General features: G+C 40.4%; 14 protein-coding genes and 1 tRNA gene. 13 read left to right on the plus strand and 2 right to left on the minus strand.

The window, feature by feature from the left end; genetic code table 11:
• From atpB to VFM80_RS12375, 12 genes are all read left to right on the plus strand, one after another.
• On the plus strand, positions 1-641 hold a 641-nt coding region (gene atpB / locus VFM80_RS12320), incomplete at its 5' end, for a F0F1 ATP synthase subunit A (protein WP_395072129.1).
• A 43-nt stretch (positions 642-684) separates the two neighbouring features.
• Positions 685-906, plus strand: coding sequence for an ATP synthase F0 subunit C (atpE, locus tag VFM80_RS12325; protein WP_395072130.1), 222 nt, complete (start codon positions 685-687; stop codon positions 904-906).
• Between the two features lie 13 nt (positions 907-919).
• Positions 920-1,435, plus strand: a complete 516-nt coding sequence (gene atpF / locus VFM80_RS12330; RefSeq protein WP_395072131.1) for a F0F1 ATP synthase subunit B — start codon at positions 920-922, stop codon at positions 1,433-1,435.
• A 9-nt stretch (positions 1,436-1,444) separates the two neighbouring features.
• Positions 1,445-1,993, plus strand: coding sequence for an ATP synthase F1 subunit delta (atpH, locus tag VFM80_RS12335; protein WP_395072132.1), 549 nt, complete (start codon positions 1,445-1,447; stop codon positions 1,991-1,993).
• Positions 1,994-2,025: 32 nt separating this feature from the next.
• On the plus strand, positions 2,026-3,636 hold the full coding sequence (atpA, locus tag VFM80_RS12340) for a F0F1 ATP synthase subunit alpha (protein WP_395072133.1): 1,611 nt from the start codon (positions 2,026-2,028) through the stop codon (positions 3,634-3,636).
• A gap of 13 nt (positions 3,637-3,649) precedes the next feature.
• Complete coding sequence (atpG, locus tag VFM80_RS12345; protein ID WP_395072134.1) at positions 3,650-4,546, plus strand: ATP synthase F1 subunit gamma; 897 nt, start codon at positions 3,650-3,652, stop codon at positions 4,544-4,546.
• Positions 4,546-4,632: transfer RNA gene (locus VFM80_RS12350), tRNA-Ser, on the plus strand. Before atpG ends, VFM80_RS12350 begins: the two co-directional genes overlap by 1 nt.
• A 98-nt stretch (positions 4,633-4,730) precedes the next feature.
• On the plus strand, positions 4,731-6,116 hold the full coding sequence (locus VFM80_RS12355; protein ID WP_395072135.1) for a TolC family protein: 1,386 nt from the start codon (positions 4,731-4,733) through the stop codon (positions 6,114-6,116).
• Positions 6,117-6,138: 22 nt separating this feature from the next.
• A complete protein-coding gene (locus VFM80_RS12360) occupies positions 6,139-6,729 on the plus strand; it encodes an MlaC/ttg2D family ABC transporter substrate-binding protein (protein ID WP_395072136.1) in 591 nt (196 codons plus the stop codon).
• 47 nt (positions 6,730-6,776) lie between these two features.
• Positions 6,777-7,811 carry a hypothetical protein gene (locus tag VFM80_RS12365; protein ID WP_395072137.1) on the plus strand — a complete coding sequence of 345 codons (1,035 nt, stop codon included), beginning with the start codon at positions 6,777-6,779 and terminating at the stop codon, positions 7,809-7,811.
• Entirely contained in the window at positions 7,801-8,736 is a 936-nt protein-coding gene (locus tag VFM80_RS12370) for a hypothetical protein (protein WP_395072138.1), read from the plus strand. Before VFM80_RS12365 ends, VFM80_RS12370 begins: the two co-directional genes overlap by 11 nt.
• Positions 8,729-10,192, plus strand: coding sequence for a capsule assembly Wzi family protein (locus VFM80_RS12375; RefSeq protein ID WP_395072139.1), 1,464 nt, complete (start codon positions 8,729-8,731; stop codon positions 10,190-10,192). The genes VFM80_RS12370 and VFM80_RS12375 overlap by 8 nt, the downstream gene beginning before the upstream one ends.
• A 13-nt stretch (positions 10,193-10,205) precedes the next feature.
• On the opposite strand, the gene VFM80_RS12380 is transcribed toward VFM80_RS12375, so the two are convergent.
• Complete coding sequence (locus tag VFM80_RS12380) at positions 10,206-11,045, minus strand: sulfotransferase family protein (RefSeq protein ID WP_395072140.1); 840 nt, start codon at positions 11,043-11,045, stop codon at positions 10,206-10,208.
• 11 nt (positions 11,046-11,056) lie between these two features.
• Entirely contained in the window at positions 11,057-11,851 is a 795-nt protein-coding gene (locus VFM80_RS12385; protein WP_395072141.1) for a glycosyltransferase family 2 protein, read from the minus strand.
• A 121-nt stretch (positions 11,852-11,972) separates the two neighbouring features.
• Here VFM80_RS12385 and VFM80_RS12390 point away from each other — a divergent pair.
• Positions 11,973-12,496, plus strand: a 524-nt coding sequence (locus VFM80_RS12390; RefSeq protein WP_395072142.1) for a DUF3047 domain-containing protein, incomplete at its 3' end; no start/stop codon positions are given.

Here is a 12,496-nt window from a genome sequence, read left to right on the forward strand (position 1 = left end):
AGCCACAAGGTGCCATGCAAAATATCTTTGAAGTGTTATTTATTTTTATCCGGGATGATGTGGTCCGAGGTAACATTGATGATCATAAAGCAGATAAGTATATGCCGTTTCTGTTTACGATGTTTATGGGAATTTCTTTCATGAACCTGTTTGGGTTGTTACCATGGGCTGCTACTGCAACGGCAGATCTTACTGTAACTGCAACTCTCGCATTTGTGACATTTGTGATTACCCAGTTCAGTGGTACTAAAGATTATTGGGGGCATATATTCTGGTTCCCCGGCGTACCAACCTGGGTTCGGTTTATATTAACTCCGGTTGAGATACTTGGTATTTTTACCAAGCCTTTTGCACTGGCCATTCGTCTTTTTGCAAATATGTTATCAGGAAAAATAATGATCATAGCCATTTTAGGCCTTATCTTTATTTTCGCTGATACATTTGGTTCCGTAGCAGGTGTTAGTGTCAGCCTATTCTCTGTTGCGCTGACTGTTGTATTGTATGCTCTTAAGGTTTTTGTAGCCTTGTTACAGGCCTATATCTTCACCTTACTTTCCGCAGTATTTATCGGTATGGCAGCTGAAGACCACGAGCATGCTGAAGAAGGATATCACACAGAACACATTGCTGAAGAACTTTAATTTGAATAACTAAAACTCAATAACAAAACTAAAAAACAGAAAAATGGGATTATTAGCAGCTGGTATTGGAGCCGGAATCGTAGCACTTGGAGCCGGAATCGGAATCGGAATGATCGGTAAAGGTGCAACCGAAAGTATTGCACGTCAGCCGGAAGCTTCAGGCGACATTCGCGGAGCCATGATTTTGACGGCAGCCTTTATTGAGGGTGTAGCCCTTCTCGGTGCCGTTATTTGTATTCTTCTTGCACTTCAAGTTGGTCAATAACAGGTAATTATCTATGACTTTCCTTTTAGCAGGCGGAGGCGGCCTACTTTCATTCAATACGGGATTTGCGATCTGGATCTTAGTTTCTTTGATCGCTTTCCTTATTGTGATGATCAAGTATGCTGTACCTCCAATTATGACGGCACTCCGGGAACGCGAGCAAAACATAAAGGAGTCTTTGGAATCTGCTGAGCAAGCAATTGCTAAAGCAGAACAAATTTCTAAAGATAACCAGAAAGCTCTGCGTGAAGCTGAAGTGAAAGCTCAGCAAATACGTAAGGAAGCCGTAGAAGAAGCAGAACTTATTCGAGCAGAAAGAATTAGTAAGGCCAAAGAGGAAGCAGCTCAACTTATTGAGCAAGCAAGAACCTCTATTGAGCAAGAAAAAAATCAGGCTTTGGTGGAATTGAGAGAAGAGGTGGCAAAACTTGCCATCAAATCAGCTTCTATCATCATTGATGCTGAGCTTGATAATGAAAAGAATAACAAGCTGGTGGATAATTTTCTATCCGACCTTTCAAAAAACTAACCATAATTTATGCTGGTATCTAAAGCGGCACGCCGCTACGCCACTGCACTTTTGGAGCTCGCTAAAGAACAAGACGTCTTAGATCGTACGCTTGAAGATGTACTCCTTATAAAAGGAACCATCGAAAAGTCGCGAGATTTACTCCTGTTTTTGAAAAGCCCGGTGATAAAGCCTGATAAGAAAGTTGCTGCTCTTAACGCAATTTTTGAGGATAAAGTAAGTGAGCTGGTGCATAAATACATTACACTTATTGCTAGAAAAAACCGACAGAATATGTTGGATGAGATCGTAGCAGCTTTTGTTGAAAAATACAATGAGCATGTAGGGATCATATCGGCAGAAGTGTTTGTGGCTAAAGAATTAGATGACGATCAACTTGCTGAGGTAAAACAAAAGCTGGAGGAAGTCACAAAAAAAACAGTGAATATCTCTACAATTGTGCAGGAAGATCTTAAAGGTGGCATGGCCGTTAAAATTGATGACACGGTTATCAATGGCACTGTTAAGTATAAATTAGAACAGCTTGAAGATGTATTCCTGAGCGCAGCCAAGGAATAAAATTACAACATTTTTATAATCAGATATATACAATGAGTCAAGTCAGACCAGACGAAGTTTCAGCCATACTACGTAAACAATTATCAGGCTTCGACAATGAAGCTGATACGTATGATGTAGGTACCGTTCTTGAGGTAGGGGACGGTATTGCTCGTGTTTACGGGCTATCAAAAGTACAAGCAGGTGAATTGGTTGAATTACCGGATTCAAAAGATCAAAATGGTAAAAGTGTTACCGGTATGGTACTTAACCTTGAGGAGGACAATGTAGGTATCGTTCTTTTCGGTTCATCAAGTGCTGTAGAAGAAGGTCACACTGTAAAAAGAACCAAGGATATCGCCTCAATGAATGTGGGCGAAGGTTTATTAGGCCGTGTAATTGACCCACTTGGAAACCCCATTGATGGAAAGGGCGCTATTACAGGAAAAACCATTCGATTGCCGTTAGAGCGAAAAGCTCCCGGTGTAATTTACCGTGAACCTGTAACAGAGCCTCTGCAAACCGGACTGAAATCAATTGACTCTTTGATCCCGATTGGCCGTGGACAGCGAGAACTAATCATCGGTGACCGCCAAACAGGTAAAACAGCGGTTGCAATCGATACCATCATCAACCAAAAAGAAACTCAGGATACAGATAAACCTGTCTACTGTATTTATGTAGCTGTTGGTCAAAAAGGTTCTACTGTAGCTAATATCCGTAAGGTTCTTGAAGAGAACGGAGCGATGGAATACACTACTATTGTAGCTGCTCCTGCAAGTGTGTCTGCCCCCATGCGTTATATTGCTCCTTTTGCAGGTGCTGCCATTGGGGAGTTCTTCCGTGATACGGGCCGACATGCATTGGTGATCTATGATGATCTCTCCAAGCAAGCTGTTGCATACCGCGAACTTTCATTGCTATTGAAACGCCCCCCTGGACGTGAAGCATACCCAGGTGATGTATTCTATCTGCACAGTCGTTTATTAGAACGCGCTGCTAAGATCATTAGTGATGATAAAGTAGCCAAGCAGATGAACAACATCCCGGAAGAACTTGAGTCAATGGTTAAAGGAGGAGGATCTTTAACAGCACTTCCTGTTATTGAAACACAGGCCGGTGACGTTTCTGCTTATATCCCAACTAACGTAATTTCTATTACCGACGGACAGATCTTCCTTGACACTGACTTGTTTAACCAGGGTATTCGTCCGGCCATTGACGTAGGTACTTCTGTATCTCGTGTGGGTGGTTCAGCTCAGGTTAAATCCATGAAGAAACTTTCCGGTACACTGAAGCTTGATCTTGCTCAGTATCGTGAATTGGAAGCATTTGCCAAGTTCGGTTCTGACCTTGATGCTTCAACTCAGGCACAGCTAAGAACAGGTGAGCGTACGGTAGAATTGCTTAAGCAAGGTGAATATCAACCACTTCCGGTAGAGCAACAAATAGCACTGCTTAAAGTAAATGATGAAGGATTGCTGAACAAGCTTGAAGTGACTCAGATCTCTGAATTTGAAGATCAATTCCTTGAAACTGTAGGCATCAAATATGAAAAAGAAATGGATGCCCTTGCTGCAAGCGGTACCCTTTCTGATACATTCGGTGGACAACTGATCGAGATCGCAAATTCTGTGATCGATCAAATCACCGCAACCAACTAAATAAGCATTATCGATGGCGAACCTTCGAGATATACGGAACCGGATATCATCTGTTAACAATACACAGCAGATCACCAAAGCTATGAAAATGGTGGCTGCTGCCAAGCTTAGAAAAGCTCAGGACAGAATGACTCAAACTCGTCCCTATGCTTCTAAGATTGCTGAAGTAGCCGGGCGTTTGACAGACTCAAGCAATGCATCCAATCCTGTGATGCGTAAGCCTGAGGAAGTAAGGAACGTACTGTTTATCGTTGTAGGTTCTGATCGCGGTTTGTGTGGTGGTTTTAACAACAACCTTTTTAAGGAAGTTGAAAAACAACTTCAGGAAAATTTTGAGAAACATCTGGAGAATAAAACTCTTTCCGTTGTTGCTATAGGCAAGAAAGCTACAGCGTATTTCAAGAAACGTAAGTATAACGTAATTGAAAGCTTCCCCGGCTTTTTTGATGATATCCAGTATGATGCTACAGCAGATATCATGACATCTGCAACAAAGCAATTTGTTGAGGGTGAATTTGATGGAGTGTACATCGCGTACAATGAATTCAAATCCGTAATTGCACAGAACCGAAAAGTTCAGCAGGTACTTCCGATTGACACAGAAAGTATTGGAAATACCAAAACTGATACTGCATCTGAACAAGCTATTGATTACATTTACGAGCCGAATTCACAGGCAATATTAGACCGTTTATTGCCACTGCATTTAAATATGCAACTTTGGCGCGCAGTACTTGAATCTAATGCATCGGAGCAGGGAGCACGAATGACCGCAATGGACAGTGCTACCGAAAATGCGAAAGATCTCGAGAAAGAACTTCGATTGAAATATAATCAAGCTCGACAAAGCGCAATTACTACAGAAATTTCTGAGATTGTATCGGGTGCTCAGGCACTCAGTGAAGATTAGGAGAGCTGGCAGAGTGGTCGAATGCGGCGGTCTTGAAAACCGTTGAGGCCTCGCGGTCTCCGGGGGTTCGAATCCCTCGCTCTCCGCAAACAAATAGCCCCTTTTGGGGCTATTTTTGTTTTAAATATAAGTTTTTAAATATTATCATCGTGCATTCGTTGACGCTTTAAACCAAATAACTCTTATGGCAGCACGAATTTTCTTTTTCCTAATACCTCTATTATTCACTTTTAACATCAGTGTTCAAGGCCAGGATACGCTTAGAATTGATTTTGATTCATTTCTTGATAAAGCATTGAGTAATTCAGGTCAAATTGACTATGAGAGGCAAAATGTTGAGCTGGCTGAAAATAAAATCGATCAGGCTAAAGCCCAGCGTATACTTCCAAGTTTGCGCTTTGAAACCCAACATGGTTTAGTGCCGGGAGTAGAAAGCGATCGTACAGACCTGGAAGAAGATGAATATTATCTAGATCCCAACCTGAGAAATGACTGGGAAGATTGGGCCGTCTTTACCAAGTTTCAACTTACCGCAGCTCAGCCTGTTTTTACCTGGGGTGCAATCAATGAAGCTGTAGAAGCAGCAAGGCTTGGGGCTGAAGCCGCTGCGTATAGTTTTAAGGCCAAGAGAGCTGATCTTGAAATACGTTTGTTTGAATTATACTATAGCTATGTTCTTGCCCTTGAGATAGGACGTTTGTTAGATGAAGCACAAGACAAAGTAGACCAGATCGAAAAACAAATCAACACCATGCGGGAGAGCGGAGATGGTGAGCTTGATAATTCGGAGATCTTTAAGTTTGAGATCTTTAAACATGAGTTTCAAATTCAGAAAGCCGAAGTTTCCGAAAATATGGCTTTTATCCGTGAAACATGGAATTATGTATTAAGAAATGATGATAATACAGTATTTGAATCTGATGTAAGGTTTTTGGATCCGGTCTCTTTTGAGATGGAACCTGTAGACTTTTATCAAGAGGTAGCATTTGACAACCGGCCGGAATTAAAGGCCTTGGAAATTGGTGCAGAAGCTACAGAAACATACATATCATCTTTAAAAAGCCAAGCTTTACCCGGGTTATATATGGGAGGCTATGTAAACTTTGCGAATACTCCTAACCGGCCCAGACAATCTAATCCCTTTATAAAGAATACAACTAATCTTTTCACCGGTGGTTTTGGCTTTACTATCCGTCAAAACCTGAATTTCGTTTCCATGAAAGCATCTTTGGAGCGAAGCCGGATTGAACTTCGTAAAGTAACTTTTGCTCAAGATGCAGCCAGAGATGGGATCTTACTTGAAGTGAATAATAATTACCGCTCAGCTTCATTAGCAGAAGTAAAAGTGAACCAAACTGATAAGGCTCTAGTGACCGCAAAAAGATGGCTTCGGCAGGAACAATTGGATTATGATTTCGGTATGGGTGATGTGAAAGACCTTATTGATGCCATGAAAAAAGAGCTCGAGCTCAAGTTGCAATTAAAACAGCGGATATTTGAATACAATACTTCTTTAGCAAAACTGAATAAATCGGCAGGTATTCCGTTAACAACTCTGATTACCAATTAATAGATCATTAACAGACGACACAATGAAAATTTATAAATTAGCTTCAGTTTTATTAATCACTTTATTCTCATTCAACCTTGTTATTGCACAAAATACAGGGGATGAAATTCAGGCTATGCTGGAACAAAGAGATGAACAGATCAAAGAATTAATGGGACCTGAGGGAACAGAATATACAGAGACTCAAAGAGCTGAACTTAAAGAAATAATAAATGGCATCATTGATTTTGAAGCTATGGCCAAAGAAGCCCTGGATACTACTTACGATACTATTTCTTCAGAAAAAAGGGAAGAATTTGTAGACCTGTTCTCAACAATAGTCAGAGACCAGTCATTGAATAAATTGGATATTTACCGAGCTAAAATAACTTATCGTTCCGTTGAAGCTGATGGAAAGGAAGCGAGGGTAGAAACATTGGCAGAACTGGACGATATCCGAACACCGGTTAACTATGAAATGGAATTAAAAAATGGAGAGTGGGTAATTGTAGATTTGGAAATTGATGATGTGTCTACAGCTTCCTCTTACCACAGGCAGTTTCAAAGAAATATAAATCAGCGTGGATTTGATGCACTCCTTGAGAGCTTAAGAAAAAGAGCTGCAAGAGCATAATGCAGGTAAGTTTTGTAGAATACTTGTATCTTTAAAAGAAAAATTCAGTGCTTACATCGATTAAAAAAGAAAAATTTGGGAAAGAAGGTTACGTATATGTCAGCTACGGCCATCCTAAATACCTAAAGCATGCAGTGGCTTCGGTAACAACGCTAAGGCGCTACGATTCAGATCGGCCTGTAGCCATTGCCTGTACAAAGAAGCATCGCAGCCTCATTGAAAAGCATAATCTTACTGAGCTTTTTGACTTTATTTTTGATCTTCCTGATGAACACGCTTCAATTGTTGGCTTCAAGCATAATTTTTATAATTATTTATTTTTTGAGAATAATTTATTTCTGGATAGCGATATAGTTTGGTGTAAAAACCCCGATCCCCTTTGGCAAGCTTTTAAACCTTATGACTTTACAGTAACCGGGAATTTGGTTTCTGATAATTTCTTTGGTGCTCCAAAAAGCATTGGTGTAGCAAAGGATATGATTCTGCGCAGACGTAAAAGAACTTTGAAAAGGTTTGGGCTTACCTATCTGAGCAGGGCGCAAACCGGGCTTATGTATGCTTCTGATTACGCCCTTACTAAAAAGACATGTGAATTAGCTAAAGAAATGCTAAATCGAAAAGCAGAAACTCATTTTCAAAGTCGAAAGAAAGAAAAAGGACGCACGGAAGAGTCCTGCGAGTGGAGCCTGGCAATGGCCATGTCTAAATTGAATATACCTGTTTATGCGTGGTTTCAGGGACACACAAGTCCACAGCTTGATTACATCAATTTGCTAACTGATCATGATGATGAGTTTGAGTACGTGAACTGTAAATACTATTCAGATTATTTCGTGTATTCCATACGCGGCTTGAAAAGTGACTGGATGAAAAAACTACTTATGCGCAGTTTTTCAATAATTCCGGGGAAAGGGGACTATATGATGGTGACTCCATTCTGTTTACACTTTGGATGGTATCATGAAAAGAAACCTTTCTTTGAGTTTTCTGATAAAGTTTGGGAGCGATTAATGGAAAAATCCAATAAACGGAATATTAATTCTGCCTCTTCTAAAGAGGAATTCCCATCCAATGAAGCTTAATGGCAAGTGGGTTGACATACTAAAGAAATCTCTCCGGTTTCTGTTACAGTTCGCGATCATTGGGTACCTGATTTATCAACTTTATGAAATTGGATTAGAGGGGATCATTGAATCCCTGCCCAGAATTCCGCTGTTCTATATTCTGTACTTTGTGATCTATTTCTCATTACCACTTGCTGAAGTATTTATTTATAGGATCAAGTGGCCCATTTCACTCAAAGATTCTTTGCCGGTATTTATACAAAAGAAGGTCTTAAACACTGATGTGGTTGGTTACTCAGGAGAATTTTATCTTTATCTGTGGGCCAAGAAATATGTAAGCGATCCTGCAAAAGAAGTCGCATTATTTATCAAAGATAATAATGTACTGTCATCTTTAGCTTCCGGTATTGTCACCATATTTCTGTTGATCTTCTTTGTGTCAAAGGGTTATATCAACATCTCCGATTATGTTGATGGTATTAACAGCTGGGTTTGGATATTGATCATAGCCGGATCCATCATAGCGGCTTTATTGATCTACCGATTCCGTAAAGCTATTATATCACTCAACAAATTTGATAGTGCTAAAATATTTTCATTGCATGCAGGGAGAATCATTTTTATAAATGTGATCCAGATCTTGCAATGGCATATTGCTCGTCCTGATATTGCAATCCCGGTTTGGTTTACCTTTTCTGCAGTACAGATCCTGGCATCCCGTATTCCATTTTTACCAAGCACGGATGCCTTATTTGTAACCGTAGCCCTCGAAATGTCAGGTGCTGTATCTGTTCCAAAAGAAGCTTTGGTTGGTATCTTAACAGCAAACCTGATATTAAAAAGAATTTTGAATGTGGTTTCATATCTTATATCAAGAATGGTGGCCAAAAATAGTGACTTAGTTCCTGCCCATGAAGAAACTGATCTCGATAAAAATGTTTAAGAAACTGATTTTGTCATTAATAGCTTTGATCTGTTTTTCCGGGTTAGCTGTAGCACAGGATGACTCCGAAGATCTTCCCTATAATATAAAAACCGGATTTACTTTTATGTTGAATCCGCAAGGGTTTGATGAAGATCTTCCTTTTTGGATGCATGTAAATCGCGATGGGCGTATTGATCAGAATTCAGCTAATGCTTTACATTATTTTGAAGGCTACACCCAGATTTATAAGAATTCTATTTTTGAAGTGGAGGCAGGGGCAAGTTTTATTTCAAGGGATTACGCAGATTCCCAGCTATCATATTTTGATAAAGGGTACTTAAACCTTCATATCTACGATTTTAAATTTATGGCGGGCCGGTTTATCGATCCGTTGGCGATGAAGGAAGATGAACTTTCTACAGGGTCTTTTATGTATAGCCGCAATGCAACCCCGATCCCTAAGATAGCTTTTTCAACGGATGGTTTTGTAGGCGTACCGGGAACCAATAACATTGTCAGATACAATGGATTATTTGCCCATGGGTGGTTTGAGAATGACCGTTATGTGAAGAATGCCTATCTCCATGAAAAATATTTCTACTTAAGTATCAAATATGCTTTTTTTGATGCCGTGGGAGGGATCGTGCACAATGTGCAGTGGTCCGGTGAAAGCCAAAGCAGAGGACAATTACCAACCGGGTGGCAAACATTTTGGGAAGTAATAACAGCAAGCGGCTCAAGTGACGAAACGGCCCCTGGAGGAGAACAATCAAATGCAGTAGGTAACTCGGTAGCGGCGTATGATTTCAGCTTAGGACTGTATTTTGATAATTTTGATATGAGAGCTTACCGGCTTTTCTATTTAGAGGACAAAGTTTCTACTCGTTTTCGAAGTCCCTGGGACGGGATTTGGGGACTCACTATAAAGCCCAAAAATAATTCACTGATACGGAATATTATATGGGAGCACATCAATACGAAAAGAATGGACTCCTATGATTTTGAGCCCAGGGGAACTGCAAGCTATTATAATAATGGGATATACAGAACCGGATGGACCTATGAAGGTCGGGTTATCGGTAATCCTATGCTTTTGACAGATGGGACTATTGAACGGCCGGTCTATAATAATATCATTATCGCCCATCATCTTGGTCTTTCAGGAAGTCTTGGAAACAATGTTAACTATAAGATGCTGTACACCTTCTCCCGAAACTATGGTGAAGTACAGGATCAGATCATAACAAGCCTTCCACGGGAAGAATGCCCCGGGACAGGAGGGAGGGTTTGTGCAGAATTACGCCCGCTGGAAGAACTGAAGAAAGTGAACCATTCTGTTATGCTGAATTTTAGCAGCACGCTGCCTCAAAATAAAAGATGGAGTTATGGTGTAAATTTATCCGCCGATCTTGGAGAATTATATGGCGACCGGATTGGATTGGGAGTGAACATCGAGTATCAGCTTACCAAATAGAAACAGCTTCAGTTTAATAATTGCTGATATCTATTTGCTCGTAGTCAAAGTCGACCAAGCCCCGCAGTACTTTTTCCTGTTGCTTTTCGGGAAGGTTTTTAAATTTTTTGGAAGTATTTAAAACCCTTTTGGTGTTTTTTGATTTCCAGCTTTCCTCTTTATTGATAAGTGAGGAAGCAGTGTGGTGGTAGTCATGCACCATGTTTTCATGGTATTCGATTCCAATGAATTTGCAGATGTATTGGAGAACCCCGGAAGGGTCTTCAAGTAAATTTTCGTAGCGCACATGTACATTTTTAGGCTTCCCAATGTATCGCCGGGATAGTTTGATGCTTCTATTCCACCAAAAGACCGATTTATCAATGGAGCGATTTCCGGACCATTTTTCCGGATGATTTCCGGTCGCCTCACTTAAACTTGCAACCACGTCTTCTCCGTTGCGGATCAAATGAATGAAACATGCTTCAGGATCAGCATTGTGAATAAAATCTACATAATGAAGATGCCGGGGGGTTTTTTCTAACAAATATTCTTCATGATTCTCTGCATAGTATTGCCCGATTTCATCCAGTTTTTGTAAAAGCATTTCCGCCCATTTCCGGGTTCTATAGATCATCTGATGATTCATTAAGCTTTCATCCGAAGGGAGGCCAAGTTCTTCCATAATTTTATTTAACTCCCGGAGATGCTTACTTCCATATACAGTAAAAAATCTAACGAAAGGGCTAATATGAATAGTCCTTGAAAATAAATGAGTTTCAGGAAAGGATACGATATCCGGATGGGAGGCAAGCAGACTTTGAAGCAGGGTAGTGCCGGAACGGGGACATCCAACGATAAAGATCTTTTTCATAGGGATGAGGGTTACAGAAGATTCAACTCTTTTGATTCGCTCAGGTATTGTTTGAAAGCGGCTTCTGCTTTTTCATTTAACTGAAATCGTGGATGACTGAACAGATCTCTTTTAATGAATACCGACCAAATATACTGCATTAATGCAACGGGAGAGTTTCTGATCCTTCGCTTAAAATGATCCTGTTCCCAGGTGTTGTTGCCGTGATAGGCTCTCAAAAAAAGATAGTTATAGGAGTGGTCAAGTTTGTGATACCTTAGCTTCATCCACTCTTCAAGATATACAGTATCTTCTGAACGGCGGGTTTCAGGATATCGAATGCTGCCACTTCGGCGATGCATGATGCTGCCGGGAATGCCATCAGGCAGTATTCCAACATAGGGATGCTCCATAAATTCATCAGTATCCAGATGCATAAGGGCAGAAGCAAGGCAACAGGCATCGTTACCTTGATCCAAGACCTCAGCCTGAATTTTGATCCTGTCGGGGTGATACCAGTCATCGTCATCCCATTGTATCAAATAGTCACCGGTAGCCTCTTCAAGGCTTCGGTTTCTGAGTTTACCAAGTACAAAATCCGGCTCTTTCTCTAACTTTACATACTTGATCTGTTCAGAGGGGATGTCTTCTAAAATTGGGCTGTAATCTTCCTCACCATCATCAACGATGACCAATTCCTTATTATCATAATTTTGATTCTTGAAACATTGCACAGCACGTTGAGCCAGGTCCCGGCGATTGGCTGTTACCATGAGGCAGCTTACTTTCGGTGAATTATTTCGATCTTTACTCTTTTCTTCGGGCATTTAAAGTCATCAAGATTTAATGGAATAATTTGGCTGAAAATACCGTTAAATTATGAGAGGTGTAAATCCTGATTTTAAATTATTAGATACTTAGGCTATCTACAGACATTATTAAATTTATATGAAAGCAATTCTAAAATTAGTTGTTGCCACATCGTTAATATTATCATTTTCAACGGTTCTTTATTCGCAAGTCAGTAAGGATGAGGTGGATAAACCATTAAAGAAGCTACCTGATGGCAGTTGGCTCATAGAGAACTTTGAAGAAGATACTGTAGGTCAGCTCCCTGCAAGATGGTATAACAGGGATGTGATCCGCAAGGCTAATCACCCTAAAGAAGCGAAGCTTTTCCATTATACCATCGAAGAAGAAAATGGGAATAAGTATCTGCACTACGAACATACCGACGCACGCCATCTAAATTTCCCACTATTGGAAAGAGAGGGTGTTAATATTCACGAAACTCCGATCTTATCATGGAAATGGAGAGTGAATAAAATTCCGGAAGGCGGTAATGAAGACACCGATCCGAATGATGTAGCAGCAAGTATCTATGTGGCATATAACATGGGGAGAGTGGCATTATTTAAAAAAGTTCCTAAAAGCATTCGTTATACCTGGAGCAGCAGCCTTCCTGAAGGAAC

This window comes from Gracilimonas sp. (assembly GCF_035704785.1).
GTDB lineage: Bacteria > Bacteroidota > Rhodothermia > Balneolales > Balneolaceae > Gracilimonas.